The 23,444-nt window shown below is 40.1% G+C and carries 24 protein-coding genes and 1 tRNA gene; 15 read left to right on the plus strand and 10 right to left on the minus strand.

Annotated features, from left to right (window positions below):
• Window positions 1-247: 247 nt before the first annotated feature.
• Window positions 248-466 (plus strand): DUF1653 domain-containing protein, encoded by a 219-nt coding sequence (locus HHA43_RS11165; protein ID WP_168417950.1) that lies wholly within the window; start codon window positions 248-250, stop codon window positions 464-466.
• 97 nt (window positions 467-563) lie between these two features.
• Here HHA43_RS11165 and HHA43_RS11170 read toward each other — a convergent pair whose 3' ends face one another.
• From HHA43_RS11170 to ahpC, 3 genes are all read right to left on the minus strand, one after another.
• Window positions 564-770: a KTSC domain-containing protein gene (locus HHA43_RS11170; RefSeq protein WP_168461712.1), complete on the minus strand. Its 207-nt coding sequence runs from the start codon at window positions 768-770 to the stop codon at window positions 564-566.
• A gap of 200 nt (window positions 771-970) precedes the next feature.
• Window positions 971-1,447, minus strand: a complete 477-nt coding sequence (locus tag HHA43_RS11175; RefSeq protein WP_168417948.1) for a right-handed parallel beta-helix repeat-containing protein — start codon at window positions 1,445-1,447, stop codon at window positions 971-973.
• A 196-nt stretch (window positions 1,448-1,643) separates the two neighbouring features.
• Window positions 1,644-2,207 (minus strand): alkyl hydroperoxide reductase subunit C, encoded by a 564-nt coding sequence (ahpC, locus tag HHA43_RS11180; protein ID WP_005178834.1) that lies wholly within the window; start codon window positions 2,205-2,207, stop codon window positions 1,644-1,646.
• A gap of 372 nt (window positions 2,208-2,579) precedes the next feature.
• On the opposite strand from ahpC, the gene hrpA reads away from it, so the two are divergent.
• The 12 genes from hrpA (at window position 2,580) to HHA43_RS11240 (ending at window position 15,500) form a co-directional block, all read left to right on the plus strand.
• A complete protein-coding gene (gene hrpA / locus HHA43_RS11185; RefSeq protein WP_168461713.1) occupies window positions 2,580-6,461 on the plus strand; it encodes an ATP-dependent RNA helicase HrpA in 3,882 nt (1,293 codons plus the stop codon).
• Window positions 6,462-6,491: 30 nt separating this feature from the next.
• Window positions 6,492-7,604, plus strand: coding sequence for a beta-ketoacyl-ACP synthase III (locus HHA43_RS11190; protein ID WP_168461715.1), 1,113 nt, complete (start codon window positions 6,492-6,494; stop codon window positions 7,602-7,604).
• A 197-nt stretch (window positions 7,605-7,801) separates the two neighbouring features.
• On the plus strand, window positions 7,802-9,223 hold the full coding sequence (gene cysS, locus HHA43_RS11195) for a cysteine--tRNA ligase (RefSeq protein ID WP_168417945.1): 1,422 nt from the start codon (window positions 7,802-7,804) through the stop codon (window positions 9,221-9,223).
• A 65-nt stretch (window positions 9,224-9,288) separates the two neighbouring features.
• Window positions 9,289-9,364, plus strand: a tRNA-Gly gene (locus HHA43_RS11200).
• Between the two features lie 356 nt (window positions 9,365-9,720).
• Window positions 9,721-10,698 carry a KpsF/GutQ family sugar-phosphate isomerase gene (locus tag HHA43_RS11205; RefSeq protein ID WP_168417944.1) on the plus strand — a complete coding sequence of 326 codons (978 nt, stop codon included), beginning with the start codon at window positions 9,721-9,723 and terminating at the stop codon, window positions 10,696-10,698.
• A 3-nt stretch (window positions 10,699-10,701) separates the two neighbouring features.
• Window positions 10,702-11,241 (plus strand): KdsC family phosphatase, encoded by a 540-nt coding sequence (locus tag HHA43_RS11210; protein ID WP_168417943.1) that lies wholly within the window; start codon window positions 10,702-10,704, stop codon window positions 11,239-11,241.
• 39 nt (window positions 11,242-11,280) lie between these two features.
• Window positions 11,281-11,823, plus strand: a complete 543-nt coding sequence (lptC, locus tag HHA43_RS11215; RefSeq protein WP_168417942.1) for an LPS export ABC transporter periplasmic protein LptC — start codon at window positions 11,281-11,283, stop codon at window positions 11,821-11,823.
• Window positions 11,813-12,379 carry a lipopolysaccharide transport periplasmic protein LptA gene (gene lptA, locus HHA43_RS11220; RefSeq protein WP_104852159.1) on the plus strand — a complete coding sequence of 189 codons (567 nt, stop codon included), beginning with the start codon at window positions 11,813-11,815 and terminating at the stop codon, window positions 12,377-12,379. The genes lptC and lptA overlap by 11 nt, the downstream gene beginning before the upstream one ends.
• Window positions 12,379-13,146, plus strand: coding sequence for an LPS export ABC transporter ATP-binding protein (gene lptB, locus HHA43_RS11225; protein WP_168417940.1), 768 nt, complete (start codon window positions 12,379-12,381; stop codon window positions 13,144-13,146). The genes lptA and lptB overlap by 1 nt, the downstream gene beginning before the upstream one ends.
• 167 nt (window positions 13,147-13,313) lie before the next feature.
• Window positions 13,314-13,913, plus strand: a complete 600-nt coding sequence (locus HHA43_RS11230; RefSeq protein ID WP_168461716.1) for an IMPACT family protein — start codon at window positions 13,314-13,316, stop codon at window positions 13,911-13,913.
• Entirely contained in the window at window positions 13,906-14,532 is a 627-nt protein-coding gene (locus HHA43_RS11235) for an acyltransferase (RefSeq protein WP_168461717.1), read from the plus strand. Before HHA43_RS11230 ends, HHA43_RS11235 begins: the two co-directional genes overlap by 8 nt.
• Window positions 14,533-14,657: 125 nt before the next feature.
• The gene (locus HHA43_RS11240; RefSeq protein WP_168461718.1) at window positions 14,658-15,500 is read left to right on the plus strand and encodes a universal stress protein; all 843 of its coding nucleotides are present in this window, start codon (window positions 14,658-14,660) and stop codon (window positions 15,498-15,500) included.
• 170 nt (window positions 15,501-15,670) lie between these two features.
• Here HHA43_RS11240 and HHA43_RS11245 read toward each other — a convergent pair whose 3' ends face one another.
• The 7 genes from HHA43_RS11245 to HHA43_RS11275 form a co-directional block, all read right to left on the minus strand.
• A complete protein-coding gene (locus HHA43_RS11245) occupies window positions 15,671-16,336 on the minus strand; it encodes an O-methyltransferase (protein WP_168461720.1) in 666 nt (221 codons plus the stop codon).
• 163 nt (window positions 16,337-16,499) lie between these two features.
• Window positions 16,500-17,219 carry a D-Ala-D-Ala carboxypeptidase family metallohydrolase gene (locus HHA43_RS11250; RefSeq protein WP_168525430.1) on the minus strand — a complete coding sequence of 240 codons (720 nt, stop codon included), beginning with the start codon at window positions 17,217-17,219 and terminating at the stop codon, window positions 16,500-16,502.
• 141 nt (window positions 17,220-17,360) lie between these two features.
• Window positions 17,361-17,684, minus strand: coding sequence for a ferredoxin FdxA (gene fdxA, locus HHA43_RS11255; protein ID WP_004973093.1), 324 nt, complete (start codon window positions 17,682-17,684; stop codon window positions 17,361-17,363).
• Window positions 17,685-17,903: 219 nt separating this feature from the next.
• Window positions 17,904-20,543 (minus strand): DNA mismatch repair protein MutS, encoded by a 2,640-nt coding sequence (mutS, locus tag HHA43_RS11260; protein ID WP_168417934.1) that lies wholly within the window; start codon window positions 20,541-20,543, stop codon window positions 17,904-17,906.
• Between the two features lie 308 nt (window positions 20,544-20,851).
• A complete protein-coding gene (locus tag HHA43_RS11265; protein WP_168417933.1) occupies window positions 20,852-21,109 on the minus strand; it encodes a helix-turn-helix domain-containing protein in 258 nt (85 codons plus the stop codon).
• Window positions 21,110-21,236: 127 nt separating this feature from the next.
• Window positions 21,237-21,695 (minus strand): DUF2946 domain-containing protein, encoded by a 459-nt coding sequence (locus HHA43_RS11270; protein ID WP_168461722.1) that lies wholly within the window; start codon window positions 21,693-21,695, stop codon window positions 21,237-21,239.
• Between the two features lie 203 nt (window positions 21,696-21,898).
• Entirely contained in the window at window positions 21,899-22,306 is a 408-nt protein-coding gene (locus tag HHA43_RS11275; RefSeq protein ID WP_168417992.1) for a rhodanese-like domain-containing protein, read from the minus strand.
• Window positions 22,307-22,494: 188 nt separating this feature from the next.
• On the opposite strand from HHA43_RS11275, the gene HHA43_RS11280 reads away from it, so the two are divergent.
• Together HHA43_RS11280 and HHA43_RS11285 are read left to right on the plus strand one after the other, a co-directional pair.
• Window positions 22,495-22,851 carry a rhodanese-like domain-containing protein gene (locus HHA43_RS11280; RefSeq protein WP_168461723.1) on the plus strand — a complete coding sequence of 119 codons (357 nt, stop codon included), beginning with the start codon at window positions 22,495-22,497 and terminating at the stop codon, window positions 22,849-22,851.
• A gap of 166 nt (window positions 22,852-23,017) precedes the next feature.
• A complete protein-coding gene (locus tag HHA43_RS11285; RefSeq protein WP_168417930.1) occupies window positions 23,018-23,194 on the plus strand; it encodes a hypothetical protein in 177 nt (58 codons plus the stop codon).
• Window positions 23,195-23,444 lie beyond the last annotated feature (250 nt).

Raw genomic sequence — 23,444 nt, forward strand, 5'->3', positions numbered from 1 at the left:
TGTCATAGTATTCGTCGTTAGAAAACAATTATTGTGACATTATTTCAATGAGTTATCTATTTTTGTCGTGTACAGAGAATAAATGTAATAGTTTTTAGCCTAAATAGTGTCTATGGGGTCGATCTTTATGTGTTATGCCCAGGTTGCTTGGGGGGAGAGTGTGTTGAATAAAGCTGTATTGTATTGATAAGCAGAAATTCATTTTTTATTGTACATTGTTGCTGTTTAGTTGAAGAAGGACAGCACAATGCTTAAAAAAGGTATTTATCAACATTATAAAGGGCAGTTGTACCAAGTGCTGCATGTGGCAACCCATAGTGAAACTCAAGAAAAGTTGGTGGTCTATCAGTGTTTATATGGAGATTACTCTATTTGGGTAAGACCACTGTCAATGTTTACTGAAACCATCACCTTGGATGATGATCGAGAATTGGAGCGTTTTAAACTTGTACAAGAAGTACTTTAAATTTTAGCTTTGTCTATCCAATCGGCATTAAACTAATTGGATAGATTGAGTAATTAGATAATTCTTAAAGTTAAAATAATTAAAATGTAATGATGATTTATTGAATGGAAATGCGGTTAAAGCTTAGGTCGTATGCTAAATATTTACTCACAAAAGCAGCTTTGTCGCTGCGCCTCAATAAGTTGTCATAAATAGACTGCGGTACAGGGTGGAATAAATCCCCAGAGCCATTTTCGTAAAAAATTTTCAAATAACGTGAAGATGCGCTGTATGTCCAGGATGTCACGACAAGTGCTTTATCCATAAGCAACTCCTTTATTTTTTATATTATTTTTCACAGATTTAATCTGCTTATTCTGAACATAAGTGAAGTATGAAATAAAAAGTATTACAGAATTGTAAAAATAGATTTGATCTTATTTTATATTGTGTTGTTGATCAAAGTTAAAAAACCACATCATAAGATGTGGTTTTTTTAAGTCTGCTATTTTGCATTTTTAGGCATTATAAATGACGACATTGATCTTCTTTATCGCCTGAAACGCGATTAGAACCGCCAGTAGGTTTTTGGCGATTATCTTCGCATTCTAAATTACCAGAAACACGATTATTTTTAACAATAATACTGCCAGTATTGTCTTTTAGCTGAATATTACCATCAACACGATTGGAGCTGAGTTGAATATTTCGACCATCTTCTAATTGAATGTTGCCATCAATACGGTTGGCCTGAGCATTTACTCGGCTAAATTGTCCTTTAGATTCTAAGTTGCCATCAATACGGCTATTTTTGATTGTGGCTTGTGCACTGCTATGCAGCATGACATTACCTTTAACAGTCACATTATCTAGGGTGCATAACTTTTGAATTTTTACATTATCATCAATGGTACGATTTTTAATGGTGCCATTGCAGTTTACATCTGCCAATGCAGGCACGGAAAATGCCAGTAAAGTCGAAAGTACCAATAATTTTTTCATAGAACCGCCCTCATAAATTACAACTTAAAAAATCAAATGTGCCATGTGCTGGCTGTTTTGTAGTCAATCTAGTTTACGATTCAATGATGAATAAATTAGGTAGAAAAGTGGAGTTTTTATGCATTACTGTAAACAAACAGCTTGAATAAAAAAACCACGCCTAAGCGTGGTTTTTGTGAGTAGTGAAATCTAAGACTTAGATTTTACCTACTAGGTCGATAGATGGTGCTAAAGTTGCATCACCTTCTTTCCATTTAGCTGGGCATACTTCACCTGGGTGAGCGTGAACGTATTGAGCTGCTTTAACTTTACGAAGAAGTTCTTGAGCATCACGACCAATACCGCCAGCATTGATTTCGATGATTTGGATTTTGCCTTCTGGATCGATAACGAAAGTACCACGATCAGCAAGACCATCAGCTTCGATTAATACTTCAAAGTTTTTAGAAAGCGTCCAAGTTGGGTCGCCAACCATTACGTATTGAATTTTTTTGATTTCTTCTGAAGAGTCGTGCCAAGCTTTGTGCGTGAAGTGAGTGTCAGTAGAAACTGCATAGATTTCAACGCCTAATTTTTGGAATTCTGCGTAGTTGTCTGCAAGGTCACCAAGCTCAGTTGGGCAAACGAAAGTAAAGTCAGCTGGATAGAAGAATACAACAGACCATTTGCCTTTAAGATCAGCTTCAGTTACTTCAACGAATTGACCGTTATGGTATGCATTAGCTTTAAATGGTTTAACTTCAGTATTAATTAAGCTCATCATTGTCTCCATGATTAAGGTTTGTATTTCGTTAGCAATAGAGTATCTAATTTTGTTTTATTGCTGAAATGGTATTTTTACATTACTAGCATCGGAAAAACAAATGAGAATGTAAATATCAACAAGTTCATCAATACAATTTTGAGACTTTATTAGGCCTTAAAATGATGATGATTGAATGACAGCCACTTGTGGGCTATCCAATAAAACCAAATCAGCAATTGAGTTACATTCAACAATATGGGGATGTAATTTAAAAGTTCAAGGTGGCATCAAAAAATATTTAAATGATTGTTCTGTAGCGCTGTTCTTTCGCTTCAGGGCATTAGTGCGTAAAATACGTGTTTGTGTTTTGGTTAGGAAGCGTATTCTGTGCAGAGTCATTTAAATGTAGACCACCTCGTTTTGGCGCGTGATCGTCATCGTTTAAATCGACTACGGAAAGGCAAAGATGCCAATCCAAAGCAATATCAGGAATTATTTGAAAAATCCAATTTCAAAGTGTTGGAGCGTGCTCAGCGCATTCCCAATATTCAATTGAATCAAGATTTACCTGTAACTCAATACGCTAAGCAATTGGCAGAAGCAATTCAGCAGCATCAAGTGATTATTGTGGCAGGGGAAACGGGTTCAGGTAAAACCACGCAGTTACCTCAAATTGCCATGTTGGCAGGTCGTGGATTAACTGGTCTCATTGGTCACACCCAGCCAAGACGTTTGGCTGCACGTAGTGTGTCGCAGCGTATTGCAGAAGAAGTCGGCGAAAAACTGGGTGAATCGATCAGTTTTAAAGTCCGCTTTAATGAACAAGGTTCTCAAGACTCTATTATTCGTTTAATGACCGATGGTATTTTATTGGCAGAGCTTGCCAATGACCGTTATTTGAACAAATACGACACCATTATTATCGATGAAGCGCATGAGCGGTCTTTAAATATTGACTTCATCATGGGTTATTTAAAGCAATTGTTGCCACGTCGCCCTGATTTAAAAGTCATCATCACCTCTGCAACTTTAGATGTGCAGCGTTTTAGCAATTACTTTAATGGCGCACCGATTTTTGAAGTTGAAGGGCGCAGCTTTCCTGTAGAAGTACGTTATCGTCCAATTTCTGAATTAAGTATTGGTGGCAGTGATGATGATGAATTTGATGATTTTGAAGAAAACTTGCCACGTGCTGTGGTGCAAGCAGTAGAAGAGTGCTTTGCCGATGCGCAGGAAAAAGGTCATCCTGAACACGCCGACATTCTGATTTTTGCCAGCACTGAACAGGAAATTCGTGAACTCCAGGAAACCTTGCACAAACATGGGCCACGTCATACAGAAATTTTGCCTTTGTATGCGCGTTTGGCGTTAGCTGAACAACAAAAAATCTTTAACCCAACGGGTGGTGGACGCCGCATTATTATTGCCACCAATGTGGCTGAAACGGCTTTGACTGTGCCAAATATCCGCTACGTAATAGATAGTGGTTTTGCGCGTATTTCACGTTATAACTATCGTTCACGGGTGCAGCGTTTACCCATTGAAGCAGTTTCTCAAGCGGCAGCGAATCAGCGTAAAGGGCGTTGTGGTCGTATTGCGCCAGGTGTGTGTATTCGTTTGTATTCCGAAGAGGATTTTTTAAGCCGACCAGAGTTTACTGAGCCTGAAATTAAACGTACCAACTTGGCTTCGGTCATTTTGCAAATGCAAAGTCTGGGCTTGGGCACGCTTGAAGAATTTGATTTTATTGAGCCGCCCGATCATCGTTTAGTGAATGATGGTCGCAAATTATTAGTGGAATTAGGTGCGCTGACAGAACATAAAGCCAAAGATGTTTCATCTAAGACTGTAAATCCGCTCAGCAAAATTGGTCAGCAGATGGCGAAAATGCCAATTGACCCACGACTGGCACGTATGATTTTAGGCGGTGCGCATTTTGGTGTGCTCAATGAAGTATTAGTTATTGTGGCGGCACTAGCGGTGCAAGACCCGCGCGAACGTCCTGCAGATAAACAAATGCAGGCCGATCAAAAACATGCTTTGTTCCGTGAAGCAGATTCTGACTTTTTATTTTATTTAAAGCTTTGGGAAACTTTGCACGAAAACCGTGAAGGTATGAGTGAAAACAAACGTCGTACTTTTGCACGTCAGCATTTCTTAAGTTGGTTGCGCTTACGTGAATGGAAGAAAACGCATGAACAATTGGTTGATTTAGCACGTAGTTTAAAACTGTCTTTTAATGAGAAAAAAGCCAGTTATGAAAATCTGCATCGAGCATTGTTAACTGGTTTGTTATCGTTTATTGCAAATAAAACCGATGAGCGTAACGTGTTCATGGCCGTACGCCAGCAAAAAGCACGGATTTTCCCTGCATCTACCTTGCATAAAACCAATACGCCGTGGGTGATGGCATTTGAGATGGTGGAAACTTCACAAGTGTATTTGCGCACCTTGGCAAAAATTGAACCTGAATGGATTTTATTGGCCGCACGTGATTTGCTCAAGCATCATTATTTCGAGCCGCATTGGTCTAAAAAAGCTGGCGTGGTAAATGCCTATGATCAAATTTCACTGTTTGGGCTGATTATTGAACCGAAACGTGCTGTAAATTATGAAAAGGTCGATCAAGAAGCTGCGCATGAAATTTTCTTACGTGATGCTTTAACCACAGGCAACTTGGGCATTACACCGCCATTCTTAAAACACAACCTACTCAAACTTGAAGAAGTGGAACGGGTTGAAGACAAGTTACGTCGTCGAGACTTAGTTGTCGATGAAGAAACTATTTATCAGTTCTATGCAGCCAAAGTCCCTGCAGAAGTCGCTAGCCGACGCTCATTTGAAGATTGGCGTGCCACCGTGGAGCCGCAAAACCCACGTTATTTATTTGTGGAAGATGATGCACTTTGGTTGAATGATCGTCCGACCACGCAGCAATTTCCAGATTATTTGCGTAATGGTGAGCTGCGTTTGGCAGCCAGTTACCGTTTTGATCCAAGTCATGATGAAGATGGTGCAACGGTTAAAATTCCTGTGCAAGCATTGGCACAGGTCGATGAAAATATTTGGTCATGGGGTGTTCCAGGCTGGCGTGAAAATTTAATTGAAGCTTTGCTCAAAACCTTGCCGAAGGAAAAGCGTCGTCACTTAGTGCCTATTCCGGACACTGCAAGCAAACTGTTGCAACGCATTGATGCTGTCAATTTACGTGAGCATATTTTTAGCTTTTTGGCATTTCAGTTACGTGCAGAACAAATTACCGAAAAAGACTTTAGTTTTGAGCGTGTAGATGCGTATTTGTTACCGTTCATCAAAGTACTGGATGAAAAAGGGCGGGTGATTGAACAGGGGCGTGATTTAGCAGAATTAAAAGCACGTTGTCGTACCGAAACCCACAGCCCTGTGAAGCAGTTGCAAGGTGAATTTCAGACCTTTCCTGAACGATTCATTTTTGAGGCTTCACAAAAAGTTACCGGTGTGGTGGTCAAGCAATATCAGGCTTTGGTGCCAAGCAAAGATTTTGCAGAATTGAGCCAGAAAGATGAATCGGGTGTGGTGATTCAAACCTTTAATGATCAGAGCGAGGCGATTCGTCAGCATCGTGAAGGGGTGATTCGTTTACTGCATGTGCAATTGGGCGATTTATCGCGCCAACTGAAAAAACAAATTGCTAAACCATTGGCTTTGGCCTACTCACCTTTGGGAGATAAAGCACAATTTGAACAAATGTTGATCTATGCGACCTTGCAAAGCACTATTTGTGACTTGCCAGTCAATTTGGAAGAGTTTCAAAACTTACAGCTTGAGGTAAAAAAGACTTTTCTTAGTCATGGTCAAACCACGCTTCGTATCTTTAATGAAATTTATATTGCTTGGCAAGATATTCGCCGTCAGTTATTGATGCTTGATGAAGCAGTTTTTGCTAAAAATATGGATGATATTGAAGATCAGCTGGATTTAATGCATCTGGCAGACTTTGTGTATAGCAAGCCTGTAGAGGTGTGGAGCGAATATCCGCGCTATTTAAAAGCGTTGTTATTACGTTTAGACCGCTTACCCAACAACTTGCAAAGAGATAATGCTGCCATCGCCCAAATTGACCCTTGGATGGACAAATTGTTCAAACACAAACAAGATGCCCGCCTGAAGGAATTGTACTTTATGGTAGAAGAATTACGCATATCGTTGTTCTCTCAACCCATGAAAACCAAAATGCCAATTTCTGCAACTCGGCTGCAAAAAGTATGGGAAAAGCTCGGAATCAGTTAAGATATAGATAATTTCTAGAAGGAGTTTTACATGGGCATTCGCATTACAGGTACTGGTCTTTATCACCCAGAAGATGTTATTACCAACGAAGAGTTGGTCGAAAGTTTAAATGCTTATGTGGAACAGTATAATCAGCAGAATGCTGACAAAATTGCAGCAGGTGAGCTAGAAGAACGTCGTGGCTCAAGTGCAGACTTTATTGAAAAAGCCTCAGGTGTAAAACGCCGTTATGTAGCAGAAAAGACAGGTATTTTAGACATCAACCGTTTACGTCCTAATTTGCGTGAACGTGGTGATGATGAAATTTCGTTACAAGCTGAATGGGGTGTAATTGCCGCAAAACAAGCGATGCAAAATGCAGGTGTAACTGCAGAAGATATTGATGTGGTCATTTTATCTTGCTCAAACTTGCAGCGTGCTTATCCTGCCGTGGCGATTGAAATTCAAACTGCGCTTGGTATTCAAGGCTATGCCTATGACATGAACGTAGCATGTTCTGCTGCAACTTTCGGTATTAAGCAAGCGCATGATGCGATTAAAGCAGGCGCGCGTCGCGTACTGTTGGTGAATGTCGAAATTACATCAGGGCATAACGATTACCGCTCACGTGACTGCCACTTTATTTTTGGTGATGTGGCAACCGCTTCAATTTTAGAAGAGACAGATACAAAAGCAGGTTTTGAAATTTTAGATATGAACCTGTTCACCCAGTTCTCTAACAATATTCGCAATAACTTCGGTTTCTTAAACCTAAGTGAAAATGCAGATATTGATGATAAACGCTTCCATCAGGATGGCCGTAAAGTCTTTAAAGAAGTCTGTCCGTTAGTGGCTAAAATGATTACTGCGCAATTGGAAAAAAATCAGATTGCACCAACCGATGTGAAGCGTTTCTGGTTGCATCAAGCCAATGCCAGCATGAACGAACTGATTTTAAAATTGGTGGTGGGTAAAGAAGCGGCACAACCTGGTCTAGTACCTATTATTTTAGATGAGTTTGCCAATACCTCTTCAGCGGGGGTAATTATTGCTTTACACCGTACTGCACATGAAGTCGATAATGGTGAATATGGTGTACTGTGTTCATTTGGTGCGGGTTACTCTGTCGGTGCGATTTTGGTACAAAAACGCGACGCGGCATAAGGTTTACTCACTTTATAAGATCAATCCAAGTTTAAGATCAGTATTGAACGTTCCTTCTCCTTCGGGAGAAGGTCTGGTCGAGAGTGTACTCATCACTCGCAATATCCTCATACAGAATAAAAACATCGAAAAACTTTATGAAAAATAATGCTTAGGTTAAGATGGTGCATCTTTTAATAGACCTATTTTGAAAACCTATGCAACCATTTGTTCTATATAACTCAGAGCAACGTAAAAAAGTTGAATTTGTTCCGCGTAAAGAAGGACATATCGACATGTATGTCTGTGGTATGACGGTTTATGATTACTGTCATATTGGACATGCGCGGGTTATGGTTGCATTTGACTACATCATTCGCTTTTTACGTAGTCAGGGTTGGAAGGTGAAATATGTACGCAACATCACCGACATTGACGACAAAATTATTAAACGTGCCAATGAAAATGGCGAGAGTATTCAGGCTTTAACGGATCGTTTTATTCAAGCCATGAATGAAGACGCAGCAAACTTAGGCTGTGCTGAGCCAGATGCAGCACCACGTGCCACTGAATTTATTGACCAAATGCAAAACATGATTGGCAATTTAGTAAATAAAGGCACGGCTTATCCTGCAAGCAATGGCGATGTTTATTTTCAGGTCGAAAAATTTGACAAATATGGCCGTCTTTCAGGCCGTAAGCTGGAAGACATGCAAGCGGGTGCATCTGAACGTGTAGATGTTGAAGTCGATAAAAAGCATCCATTTGACTTTGTTCTTTGGAAACATGCCAAAGAAAATGAACCATCTTGGGCTTCTCCATGGGGCAATGGACGTCCTGGTTGGCATATTGAATGTTCTGCAATGTCGACTTGCTGCTTAGGCAACCATTTCGATATTCATGGCGGTGGTTCAGACTTAATGTTCCCACACCATGAAAATGAAATTGCCCAGTCTGAAGCATCGACAGGTGAGCAGTATGTGAATTACTGGATGCACGTCGGTTTTATTAATGTCGATGGCGAAAAAATGTCAAAGTCATTGGGTAACTTCTTCACTATCCGCGATGTGATGGAAAAGTTCCATCCTGAAGTGATCCGTTACTTTATTGTGTCTTCACATTATCGTAGCCCTGTAAACTTCTCCGATGTTGCCTTGAAAGAAGCGAAAACTGCTTTATCACGTTTCTATCACTCATTTAAAGCTTATCAACAAGCTTATGGTGCGAAAACTGTTGAGCCGTTAGATGAGGCTTTGGTAGAGCGCTTTAATGCTGCAATGCGTGATGACTTTAACACTGCAGAAGCGATAGCAGTTCTGTTTGAAGTCAATAAAGAGCTGAACCGTGCGGTAAAAGAGCAGCAGGCAGAACAGGCGGCTGTGTATTATTCAACCTTGCGTCATTTGACCAATATTTTAGGTTTGTTACAGCATGATGTAGATGAATTCCTGAAGTCTGATATTGGTCAGGATGCTTTAGGTTTGTCTGAACAAGCCATTGCAGAATTGATTCAGCAGCGTCAGGATGCCAAAAAAGCCAAAGACTTTGCCCGTGCCGATGAAATTCGCCAGTCTTTACTTGATCAAGGCGTAGTATTGGAAGATACCCGTCAGGGTACAGTATGGCGTCGTGCTGATTAATTGAGCACTTGGAAGCATAGAGAGTTGACAGTTGTATGAAATTCTCTATAATTCACTTCCATATTGCGGGAATAGCTCAGTTGGTAGAGCACAACCTTGCCAAGGTTGGGGTCGCGAGTTCGAGTCTCGTTTCCCGCTCCAAAATTTTAAAAACGCCTATCGAAAGATAGGCGTTTTTTTATGGAAGTTTTTTTGCAGTATTCATTTAGACACAGCAAAAAGTTCAGGCGTCGTTTACATAGATATTCATTAAATAACCTAAGCAGGAACTTTATTTCTAACTCAGGGCTTGTCAAAAAAGAACAAGTCAAATAGGTGTAGATATTGAAGAGCTTTAAGGAATATCTACAAAACGATAAAAACAAAAAACACACTCAGAATCAAAGCTTAGAATTGCATAGATATGCTAAAATTGCGAAAATCTAAGCGGCTCTAATAAACCTGTTTTATTAGGCTGTGTACCACACTTTATTTAAGTCCAACATTGAATAGAAAACATGCCAAATACCATTGATTTTCAATCTGTAGCCTTAGACACATTAAAAATAGAAGAGCAAGCATTGCAGGTCTTGGCTACGCAAATTGACCATCGCTTTAGCCGTGCTTGCGAAATTATGCTGCATTGCAAAGGTCGGGTGATTGTCACGGGTATGGGGAAGTCTGGGCATATCGGCCGTAAGATGGCAGCAACATTTGCATCTACAGGTACGCCGTCTTTCTTCATGCATCCGGGTGAAGCAGGGCATGGTGACTTGGGTATGCTGGTACGTGGAGATGTTTTAATTGCCATTTCCAACTCAGGCAAAAGTGATGAAATCATGATGTTAATGCCACTCATCAAGCATCTAGAAGTGCCGCTAATCACGATTAGTGGTGATGATCGTGGGCCAATGCCACAAAATGCCGATGTGGCACTGACTTTGGGTAATATTCAGGAAGCCTGTCCGCTTGGTTTGGCACCAACCTCCAGTACTACAGCAACCTTGGCTTTGGGTGATGCTTTGGCGGTCGCCTTGCTTGAAGCACGTGGTTTTACTGCCGATGATTTTGCCCGTTCACATCCTGCGGGAGCATTAGGTAAACGTCTGTTATTGCATGTGAAGCATTTGATGCACACGGGTACCGAGCTACCAAAAGTTGCACCAGATACACCAATGAACAAGGTGTTATACGAAATTTCAAACAAACGTCTAGGTTTAACCACAATTGTGGATGAGAATGATGTCTTATTAGGCATTTTCACCGATGGTGACTTACGTCGTTTAATTGATAAGCAACAGGGCTTTGATGTGAATTTACAAGTCGGGCAAGTGATGACACAGCACCCTGCAACTATTTCACAAGAAGCGCGTGCAGTTGAAGCTTTAGAACAATTACGTGACCGTAAAATTAATCAGTTTGTGGTGGTGGATGATGCCAATAAGGTCATTGGTGTGATCAGTATGCATGACTTGATTCAAGCAGGGGTGAACTAAACAATGGCATCTTATATTTTATTAGAGCAAGCACGTCATATTGAAGCTTTGGTTTTAGATGTCGATGGAATTTTAAGTGATGGTTTTGTTACCCTGACCAACAGTGGTGATGAAATTAAATCATTCGATATTCGTGATGGTTTAGGCATGAAATTGGTGCAGCAGGCTGGCGTCAAGGTCATTATCATTACAGGGCGTAAAAGCAATATTGTCGAAAAACGCATGTCTGATTTAGGCGTAGACTTGGTCTATCAAGGGCGTGAAGACAAAGGTACAGCGTTACAGGAAGCGTGTGCACAACTGGGTTTATCACCTCAAGATTGTATGTACATGGGTGATGACTGGCCTGATCTGTCGGCATTCTCCATTGCAGGTATGAAAGTGACTGTACCTAATGGACATATTGAGGTGCGTCGCCGTGCAGATTTAGTAACACAAGCCATGGGTGGTCGTGGTGCGGTACGTGAAATCTGCGATATGATTTTAACTGCCAAAGGCGTATACCAAGAGTTACTTGAAAAATATCTCACAATCCCTCATTAATACGTCATGCATTCAAAGATTTGAGTTACAGCCCCACTTATGGATACTAAAGTTTTATACGTTACTGCGATTGCAATTGCAGCTGTAAGTGGTGGTTATTACTATTACAGCGGTAAAGGCAAAAAACTGGAAACTGACGCTGCACGTTCGATGACTTATTCAGCCGAGCAAATTCATCTGACCCAGACCGATGAGCAGGGCAATTTATATGTACGCGCTCAAATTGACCGTTTAGAGCAAGATATGCAGCAAAAGACCTCTAAGCTGGAAAATTTAAATGCTTCGATGTACAAGGCGGGCGAGGTAGATGCCACGTTCTATGCCAAGCAAGCGCAAGGTTTTAATGACAATGAAAAAGTGGTGTTGTCCGATCAGGTTTTAGCAACCAAGTTACTTAATCAAGGCAAGCTTACGCTTGAAACAGCAGAATTAAACGTGCTTCCCAAAACACGTGAAATCAATACTGATAAGCAGGTGGTGGTACAGTCACCACAAGCAGATTTTATCAGTCAGGGTTTAAAAGCCAATTTAAATGACGGCCAATACGAATTTTTTAATATTCGAGGAAAGTATGAACCATAAAACTAAGCTTACCGCGTCTAAAACGTTGATAAAACAAGCAGTACTTGTAGGCTTGGCGGTGCTTTCATCGGCAGGTAGTTGGGCAATTCCTTCTGACCGTAATCAGCCAATTAGCTTGGTGGCAGACCGTGCAACCTTTAGTGAGCGTTCGGGTGTAACGACTTATACTGGCAATGTGATTATTGAACAGGGCACCATGAAGCTACAGGCTGACTCTATTGTTGCTAATTTGAACAGTAAAAAAGAAATTAGTGTAATTACGGCTACAGGTAGACCTGCACAATTTCAGCAAAAAACCGATCCTGCCAAAGGGCTAGCGAAAGGCCAAGCGCAGAAGATTGTTTACAATGCAGAAACAGGCATTATTACCTTATCGGGTGGTGCGCTTTTAGAACAAGATGGTGCCAGTATTCGTGGTAATACCTTGCGCTATAGCATGAACAAAGGTGATGTTGAGGCAATTGGTACACCAAATAAAACAGGTTCAGATGCGGGTCGTGTCAAAATTGTGATTCCACCATCAAGCTCAAAATCATTCCCGGGAGCGCGTGATTAATGGATCAAAGCAGCGCAACACAAGACAGCACACAGCGCGGTCAGCAAACGCTATGTATTAAGCATTTGGCAAAAAACTACAATAAGCGCTGGGTGGTAAAAGACGTTTCATTTGAAATGAAAAGTGGTGAAATTGTAGGTTTGCTAGGGCCAAATGGTGCAGGAAAAACTACCAGTTTCTATATGGTTGTGGGCTTGGTGCGTATGGATAAAGGCGAAATCCATTTAGATCAACTGGATTTGTCTGATCTTGCGATGCATGAACGTGCACGTAAGGGTATTGGTTACTTACCCCAGGAAGCTTCGATTTTCAGAAAATTGACCATTGCTGAAAATATTATGGCTATTTTGGAAACACGAAAAGACTTAAATAAACAGCAACGTCAGCAGCGTTTGGCTGAGTTGTTGGCAGATTTTAAAATCACCCATATTAAAGATTCATTAGGGATGAGTGTGTCAGGTGGTGAACGTCGTCGTGCTGAAATTGCACGTGCTTTGGCCGCAGACCCTAAGTTTATGTTGCTAGATGAACCGTTTGCAGGGGTCGATCCCATTTCAGTCGGTGATATTAAAGATATTATCCGTACCTTGAAAGACCGCGACATTGGTGTATTAATCACTGACCATAACGTGCGTGACACTTTAGCTATTTGTGAACGTGCTTATATTGTTAGTGAAGGCTCAGTGATTGCTGAAGGAACTCCACAAGAAATTCTGGAAAATGAAACCGTACGTGAAGTGTATTTGGGTGAAGACTTTTTTGTCTAAAAATTTGAATGGTTTTCTTTGCGTTAAAAGATGACTTTTAATCCAGATGAATACACTACTACTCAACCTTCTATCGAAATTCGCTAGAAGGTTTTTTCATGTCGGTTGTGCTCTAAACACGTTATAATCTTCAGGTTTTATTTATCTGGTTATTTGTCTGGATTGTTATGCCTTTTACCATTGCTGCGCCAATCACTTTTGAAGAAGAAATTAAAAAAAGTCGATTTCAAGCCATCGCAGTGCCTGTAGACAATGAGCAAGCGGTAAAAACTTTTCTAGAACAGCAACGTGATCCATCGACCACACATCAATGCTGGGCATGGAAAATAGGGCATCAATTACGTTTTAATGATGATGGCGAGCCTTCGGGTACGGCTGGTCGCCCAATTTTAGCCACGATTGAAGGCAATGAGCTGACCAATGTTTTGGTATTGGTCAATCGTTGGTATGGTGGTATTAAATTGGGTACAGGCGGTTTAGTGCGTGCCTATGGTGGCTGCGCAGGGCAATGTTTGGCCTTAGCAGAAAAAATAGAACTGATTGAGAAAAAAATGGTGCAATTTGCCTGTCAGTTTAATGAATGGGCAATTTTACAGTACGAGTTGAACAGTCAGCAGATAGAGTATCAGGAAGACTATACTGCAAATGGTGTAGTGGTGCAGGCCTTGCTGCAAGTACATCAAATTGATCCATTAAGATTTAAATTACAAGATATAAGCCGTGGGCGTGAACAACTTAAAATAATTGAAGAAGATCAACATGACTGAATCTAGCAATGCAGATCCGCTCTTGAAATATCGTGAACAGCATAAGCACCGTTTAAATTATATGCCGTGGCTATATTGGTCATTAAAGCCTAAACATCGTATTTGGGCAGAAGCTTGGCAGCAGGAATATCAAGACTATTTAATGGCAATGGAAACAGTTGAAATAGGTCAAAACTGTTTTATCTCACCTTTAGCACACATTTTTGCAGAGCCTGGTCGTCATATAAAAATTGGCGATAACACATTTATTGCAGCAGATTGCACTTTGCATGGCCCTTTAGAGATTGGCAATGAAGTTGCGATAAACCATCACTGTATTTTAGATGGCGGTCGTGCAGGCATTAAATTACATGACCAAGTGCGTATTGCAGCCTATTGTCATTTATATGCTTTTGATCATGGTATGGCATTAGATCAGCCGATCTATCAACAAGCAGTAAGTTCACAAGGCATTGAAATTGGACGAGATGTTTGGCTCGGTGCGCATGTTGGGGTTAAAGATGGTGTAAAGATTGCAGCACATGCCGTTGTGGGTATGAATAGCATGGTCACCAAAGACATTCAGGAACGTGAAATTGTAGCAGGAAATCCAGCAAAACGGATTCGTTATCGTGACTAGCTTTTATTCAGTCAGGCTAAATCTTTAAACTTGATTACATTTTTTCATGTCCCTGCAACACGAGTTGTGCTAAGTTAAAAATAACAATTAAAAATAGCCTGCAAAAGGCAGTAAGTGAGGCAACAATGAAACGTGTAATTGCTTGTATTGATTCTTCGCCCTGTATTAATGCGCTTGCAGAAGCTGCTGCGTGGATTGCAACACAAACTCAACGTGAATTGGTGTTATTGCAAGTGTTGGACTATTACCCCGCTAGCTATCATTTGGGGGAAATCAGCGGTGTGATTGGCTTTGAAAGTAATGCCATGCTATTAAAAGAACTATCAGAACTTGAACAAAAACAAAGTGAATTAGCCTTAGACTACAGCAACAATCTGTTGCAGCATATTTCCAATATGATTCAGGAAAAGTTTGGTATCGTACCGACTCATTTACAGGAAAAAGGCGACTTTTTAGAACAAAGTTTCAGTTTGTTGAATGAAGAAGATATTGTGGTCATAGGCCGAGTAGGAGAGAAATCGGCTGAGCGCAATAAAGCTTTGGGTAGCAATGTTGAAAACTTTATCCGTGGGGCAAATTGTACAGTGATGACTGTGGGTGAAAATTTTAAAGCGCCGACACGTTTTATTTTTGCCTATGAATATTCACCAACCTGTATCAAAATGATGAAGCGCATTGCACAAAGTGATTTGCTTAAATTATTGCAATGCCATTTGCTCTATGTGGGCGATCATCCAGAAGTGTTAAATGAACCTGCGGATTTCTTAACCTCAGCCGGTTTGGATGTGGTGGTGGAATACCGTTATGGTGATGTTGCAGAGAATATTTTAGATTATCAGCGTGAGCATGGTATTCAGCTGATTGTGTTGGGTGCATTTAGTCACAGCAAAATTCATCAATTCTTCTTGGGCAGTATTACCACCAGTATTTTCCGTAATTCGACTGTACCGTTATTGGTTGCAAAGTAAAAACGTATTAAAAGACAGGGTAAGCAATTGTTTAGCTGAGCTGATCTAACTGTTGAGCAACTGTCCATAGTTATCCGCATAAATTGTGGATAACTGTATGGACAGTACATGTAACATTATAATATATAATGTAAAATCGATCCAGGTTGTTTTTTAACCTTACGTTGGGTTTACTTTACAATCGCTAAAGCAAAGCCATCGTGACCTTTGCTGCCTACAGTTTGTAATGCGGTACAAGATAAAATTCGAGGATGGTTTTGCATTGCAGTAAACATATTACGAATACCCTCAATGCTCGGCTTGTGATTTTCAGGATTTAAAATTTCACCCGCGCGAATCACGTTGTCTAAAAAGATAATTGTACCTGAATGGGAAAGATTAAGACTGAGTTCTAAATATTCAGGATAGCTTTGTTTATCTGCATCAATAAAAATAAAATCAAAGGCTGCTGTATCGGCAGGGAGTGCTTTTAAAATATCGGCAGCTCGTCCGACTTTCAATTCAACCTGTTGTTTCAACTGGGCACGATCAATATTTTCTTGACCTAAAGCAGCGTGAGTATCCCGTCCTTCAATTGTTAGAATATAACCATCTTCAGGTAGGGCGCGCGCGAGCCACATAGTGCTGTAAGCTGCAAAAGTACCCAACTCCAATACCCGTTTGCATTGGTTCATCTGAATGAGCATTTGTAGCAACATCCCCTGATTTGCGGCAACGGCAAGATGGTCTGGAAAACCTTTGGCATCGGTATTTTCCAAAGTTTGCGTCAAAATTGGGTCTTCGGGGATTAAATGTGATTCGATATAGTGATCGATATCCGTCCACATTTGTTGCATAGTCAGCTCACCTTTGTTGCGATGTGTGCATTGTAAACTTTTCTGCTTAGAGTGCAATTTATTACGCTGGGTTACTGTTGAATGCGACTGCTTTTAGATGCGATAGATGTAAAAAAGAGGCCAGTGTTGACCTCTTTTAAACATTCATTTGAAACAACAAAAGTTAGAAATTACATATAGATGAATGACGGCTTAAATCAGGCCCCCAAGTACGATAGCCTTGAGTATCAATATGAATTTGACCAGAAGCATATAAGCCCAAACCCATATTTAAACTTTGCCCATATTGATGCCAGAACTGACACAGTCGGTATTTGGTACTTTCAATGTAGGCATAATCTTCGGCATTTGGGAATTGTGGACCAATTCTAAAATCAATCGCAGAGTTGAATAAATGGCGAGAAGAATTTGCTCCGCCTGCACACTGATTCAGTGGTAAATCACGATACACTGAGGTGACTTCAAAGTCGGTTAAAACTTTAGAGGCAACTAAATACTTAAATACGCGTAGGGTTGGTACTTGGTTTTTCCACAATTCACGACTTGGAATCATAAACTGTGAACGTCCACAACGCTGCCAATCTCGCGCAGTACGCATTAATTCAAAACTAGGGATAATATTGCCCACACCATTTTGTTCTAAGAAGCGTTCGTACTCACGGACTTGGCGTAAATTGTCACTTACGGCGACCCAAGCATTGTAGGCGTAGGGCACAATTTTCGGTGCTGCCTGTCGTTCGTAGGTAATTTTTTCTTGAGGAATGAAAATTCGTTTTCCATCGGGCGTGGTAATCGTTGTTGTTCTGTCTGGGGTTGAGCTACAAGCCACCAAAAGCATGGGAACAATGCTGAACGAAAACAGCGCCTTGAAAAATTGCTTCATTAGGCAAATCAGATATTTATTTAAAGTGTCCGTATTCTAATCGAAAATACGGGTTAAAATTTGAAAATATTGCAATCAAATGTGTGTTTTAGGTATAAAAAAAGATCAGCACAGGCTGATCTTTTTAAAAACAGGACAAACTTACTTTTCTAAGTATTGTAATTTGTCTGGCTTGCCATTCCATTCTTCACGGTCAGCAGGTTGATCGCCAATTTGTGTAATGTTTGGCCAAGTTTGTGAAAGCTCTGCATTTAGCTCAATAAAGACTTCTTGACCTTCTGGTAATTCATCTTCAGAGAAAATTGCATTTGCAGGACATTCAGGTTCACACAATGCACAGTCAATACATTCGTCTGGATTAATGACAAGGAAGTTTGGACCTTCGTAGAAGCAGTCAACAGGACAAACTTCAACACAATCTTGGTATTTACATTTAATACAGTTTTCAGTGACAACAAATGTCATGGCGACAGCTACCTAAAAATATGGTTCTAATTCAGAATAGTCTATTTTAGGCAAAAAACACTGTAACTAACAATTGCTTTTACTGATATTTGATATAGATAGTGCTACTAAATTTGATAAAAAGTGGGTAAAACCATCAAAAAAACTTATAAATGAAAAAGACTCTCAATTGAGAGTCTTTAGTTTGTTAATTTTTTCTAAAAATCTTAGCGGTTTAAATTAGCTATTCAGTTGCTCTTTTAAAGCATATAACTGATCTAATGCTTGACGTGGAGTCAAATTATCTACATCTATACTGCGCAATAAGTCTAGCGCAGGTGATGGTTTTTCCACTTCAATCACACGTTCAATAATTTCAGCTTCTGCCAAGCTGGTAGCAGGGGTGAATAAATCATCCTGAACGGCCAAATTAACATTTTTAAGCTGCTGCTTTTCTAAAATTCTTAAGCGGTTTTGTGCTTCTTTAATCACATTAGTAGGAATACCTGCCAGTTTTGCGACCTGTAAACCATGACTTTGACTGGCTGGACCATGTTGAACTTTGTGTAACAGAATTAAGTTTCCATTCATTTCTTTTGCAGTAACGTGGTAGTTATCTACCCCTGACTCTTTGCTTAATTCGGTCAGCTCAAAATAATGTGTGGCAAATAAACATAAACATTTGATGCGTTTGCTTAAATCTAAAACACATGCCCATGCCAAAGACAAACCATCGTAAGTACTAGTGCCTCGACCAACTTCATCCATGAGCACCAAAGATTGCGAGGTGGCATGATGTAAAATTTGTGATGTTTCAGTCATTTCTACCATAAAGGTCGATTTACCCGTAGATAGATCATCCGCAGAGCCGATTCGGGTAAATACACGGTCAATTGGCCCTAATATAGCGGCTTGTGCAGGTACATAACTGCCACAATAACCAAGTAGGGCAATCAGTGCCGTTTGACGCATATAGGTTGATTTACCGCCCATATTCGGGCCAGTAATAATTGCCAAGCGATGATTGTAGTCCAGCATGGTGTCATTTGGAGTAAATGCTGTTTTACTCAAGGCTTCAACCACAGGATGACGCCCAGCAGTGATTTTAATACCTGTTTCAGGACTATATTCAGGACGTGCCCAATTGCGTAAGCGGGCTTGATGGGCAAAGTTAGCTAATAAATCAATTTGTGCAATCGCACTGCTCATCATCTGTAATTGAGCAATGTCTTGGCGTAATTCATCCAGTAGCATTTCAAACAGCATTTTTTCACGTGCCAAAGCACGAGATTCACTAGAAAGTACTTTATCTTCAAAGCTTTTCAGCTCAGGGGTAATATAGCGCTCTGCATTTTTTAAAGTCTGACGACGAATATAATGCTCAGGTGCTTGCTCAGCTTGGGCTCGGGTCAGTTCAATGTAATAACCACTGACACGGTTGTAGCCAATTTTTAAAGTAGGTATGCCACTTTGTTCACGCTCTTTAATTTCTAAATCAATAAGGAATTGTCCTGCGTGATCTCGAATTTTACGCAGTTCATCCAGTTCATTGTCAAAACCTTCTGCAATGACATTACCATCACGCAATAAAACAGGTGGATTTTCCACAATGGCCTGCATAAGACGTTGATGCAGCCCATGAAAATCGCCCAATTCTTCATTCAGGTTTTGAATGAGTTGCGATTGCTGTGCAGAAACAATCGGCTGTAATGCATGGCGTAAATATGGAATTTGCGCACAAGCTTGGCGTAGTTGAACCAAGTCACGTGGGCGAGCGCTACCCAGTGCGACACGGCTCAGTACCCGTTCAATATCACTTATTTCTTTAAGTACCAAACGTACTGGAGATTCATGATAGCCCTGTAACAAGGCTTGGATGGCATCTAAACGTGCATCAAGCAGTGCAGTATCACGCAAAGGTTGCATTAGGGTACGACTAAGCAAGCGGCCACCCATGGAAGTTTGGCAGTCATTGATGAGTTGAAATAAAGATGTTCCATGTTCAAACAATGGTTCAACCAATTCAAGATTGCGACGGGTCACAGGGTCTAGTGCGATAAAATCACTGCTTTGCTCTAACTGAATACTGCGAATATGCGGTAAGGCCGTTTTTTGTGTTTCTTTGGCATAGTGAATCAGAGCAGCCGCAGCGGCTTTGGCTAAAGGTAGGTGATCAAGACCAAAACCTGACAGGGTAGAAACGCTGAATTGATCACAGAGAGTTTTTTGTGCATTGTTCAGGTTAAAATCGACATTTGGGCGTTTAGTCACAGGGCAGTCGAGCTGTTTTTTAACCTGTTCAATAATATTTGGATCGACAATATCTTCATCGACCACAATTTCACTTGGCATTAAACGTGAGAGTTCAATTGCGAGTTGTTCAGGTCGATAATCCATTTGCTGAACTTTAAAAATACCTGCACTCAAGTCCAGTAATGCAATGCCAATCTGGTTTTGCTGTAAGCATAAAGCGACCAAATTGGAAGATTGGTGGGTGTTAAGCAAGGCATCATCGGTAAGTGTACCTGGGGTGATAATTCTTACCACACCACGCTCTACAGGGCCTTTACCTGTCACTTCGCCAATTTGCTCACAGATGACCACAGTTTCGCCTTTTTTGACCAAGCGAGCCAGATAACCTTCTGCGGCATGGTACGGCACACCTGCCATTGGAATAGGCTTGCCGCTGGTTTTACCACGATGGGTGAGTGTAATACCTAAAAGCTTGGCGGCTTTGTGTGCATCATCAAAAAATAATTCGTAAAAATCACCCATGCGATAGAACATTAAAGAATGTGGATGTTCCATCTTCACCCGTAGGTATTGCTGCATCATTGGGGTGTGGGAAGATAGATCAGCCATGATTTCTTTCATGTTCATGCAGTTGGAATCCTTTAGTCTGAGGCGTGATTTGAGTGTAAATAGGTGAGCGTCTATTTTACGTCATCTTAGTTAAATTAGTGAATAAGTAGAGAATATGCAGGGCAGCGTAATCTTGTAAATACATTAAACACTGTATATTTAAGGTTTTGAAAAAAGTGATTTGTGATCTTCAGAATATTTGTGGTGAGTATTAAACAAAAAGATGAAGTGATTGACCATTTAAATTGATTTTATAGTTAAAGAAGCTCCCTCAAGAGCTTCTTTATATTGTTTTTAAAAGGCTTTAAAAAATCAAAACAGATGTTTTAAGCCAAACTTTCTAACACAAATTGCGGTGATTTAATAAATAATCGAATCAAAGCTTGGGCAGAACTAGAAGGTTGACGAACACCACGTTCCCAACTTTCCAAAGTTCTGGCAGAGATACATAATTTTGCCGCAAGTTCTGCTTGTGAAATATTCATTTTTTGTCGAACTTTAACAATTTGTTGGGCTAAATCTAAGCATACCACTTGATCTACATCATGATTTACATAGTTATGACTGTGTTGAAGCAGATGCATGGTTATCTCCTCCTTAGGGTCGAATAAACGAGTCAATTCATTCAAATAAATAATCGGTTTGGATATATTTATCATAGGGATTTACAGCTAAGTGTATCGCTGGGCCATCACCAAATATCACAAGAGTTTATAAGACAGAAGGGGGTGCACGGCTTTGTGGGAGAAAAAAGAAAGGCTCACTCTGAAACAGCGTTGAAGTAAACGCTGTTTTAAAAGCTAAAACTCGAATTTGTGTGCGAATTAACACATATCTGAGCTTGGTATCCAATAATGGCAGCGCAAAGCTGTATACCAAACAGTATTCACACTCATGATTGGCATGCGAATCTTGTTCAGAAGAATCCTGATGCTGAGCTGAATGTGTAATTGTCTGATTTGAATTGGAGTTAGACGCAGTGATGTTTGATGAGTGATGCGTATGATCTGCAGATAGTGGACTTGCAGATTTGGCCTGATCAGAAAATAATGCTTGGACAACAGTTTTACACACAGAGGAAAAATGTTGTTTCTCTGGCAATAATGGCTGTAAAAATACAGCGACTTGCAACAAGATTGCAGATAGGCCTAGCAATCTTCCCCACATCATTAACACTGCATTGATCTTTTATTCAAAGTTTGCATGTAACACTATCACAAAAACCAAAATCTTTGATTTTGTAATAGAAATATTGCATGAAATTAAAGGTGAAAATTAAATGTAAAATAGCTGTTTATACAGACATATAACCATAAAGATTACACATACACGCCTGATGCTATATTAACTAGATTACATTTCCTGAAACTAAATTAGCCAGAAATGGAAATTGTGGGTAAACCCGCATCTAGCCAAGCCTGCATGCCACCTTGGACTGAAAAGATTTTTTCAAAACCCATTCTTTGCAAAGATTGAGTTGCCAAAGCAGAGCGACCGCCTGTTCCACAGACCAAATAAATATCTTTTTCTGCAAGATCAGCAAGTGCTCGTTCAACTTCACAGTAGTGGTTCACAACAGGATGTTGTGCGATTTTCATTTCTAGCATACCACGAGGAAAGTTGACAGCACGGTCAATTGCACAGGCTTGGTGTTCTTCAGGTTCACGTACATCAATCAAAATAATATCAGGATGTTTCAAGTATTTTTCATGCAATTCTAGGACACTAATTTCTGTAATTTCACTTTTAGCTTCAGAAATAAGTTGATCGGGTGTTTTCATCATGACACTCACATTTATTTTGATATTATATAATATAAACTTATATATTAAATGGGTTTTGATTATTGTTAGAAAATGTGTCTAGATGCTTCATATCTAAAAATAGTCAAATTTTGACCAGCTTTGCTGTGCTAAGGTTTAAATTATTTGTTGGAATATTCAAGTTTTTGTTGGTTGTGGAGTGAGCAATGTGGAATTTAATAATGTATTTGCCGTGGGGCAAAGTATCTGAAATTAGTGCACAGGATTTATTACAACAACGGCAAGATGTGCAAATTGTAGATGTACGTACTCGAAAAGAGTTCTGTGATAGTCATATTGAGGGTGCGTTGCATTTACCGTTAACGCAAATGACTGAAGCCAATATCCAAGCGTTGGCTTTAGACCTTGCAAAGCCTGTGGTGACAATTTGTTTGTCTGCGCATAGAAGTATTCCTGCAACTCGAAAATTGAACAAAATGGGCTATCAGACATCGCAGTTACAGGGTGGTATGAAAGCATGGTGGAAACAGCTAATGCCTTGCGTATCATCCCAAGTTAAATAAACAATGCGAGTTGAGATAATGCTTTATTCTGTGCAATATCGCCATTTTCGATCTACCTCTAAGATTGTATGGCTTTGTTAATCTTTACTTAAAAAATAATATATTATTCAAATATAGGGTATATACTAGACTCAACACTTTTGTTCGATTGTTCAGGGGACGTAAAATGCCTGCAAGATTTTTTGGAATTTTTCTAGGTTTAATTGCTGCGGTACTGGTCATTGGCGGATTATTTATTAATATGATCAGCGAAGAAACGGTTGTAGAATACTGGATTCTATTGTTACTTCCGTGCTTTGGTGTGCCAATTTTATCTGCAGTGTGCCTAAAAGAGATCGACTAAGTACAAAATTTGCAGTTTTAATTTTGAAAAGAAAGCCAAAGCCCATTTTAAAATGGGCTTTTGTATTTTTAGACTGCTATTACTTATTCGATGCGACCTAATCCAAATCTAAAATATACACGATTGATGGTTTTCTTTTTGCAAAGCAGCGTTGCAGAATTGGGCTATTCAAGCCTGTTCCTTAAAATGTAGTCAAACATAGTCAAGGACTAATTCGCACTCTGTTAATGTCTTGTTGCCAAGCGTGTAA

The sequence above is a fragment of the Acinetobacter sp. A2 genome, from assembly GCF_012371325.1.
Taxonomy (GTDB): Bacteria; Pseudomonadota; Gammaproteobacteria; order Pseudomonadales; family Moraxellaceae; genus Acinetobacter.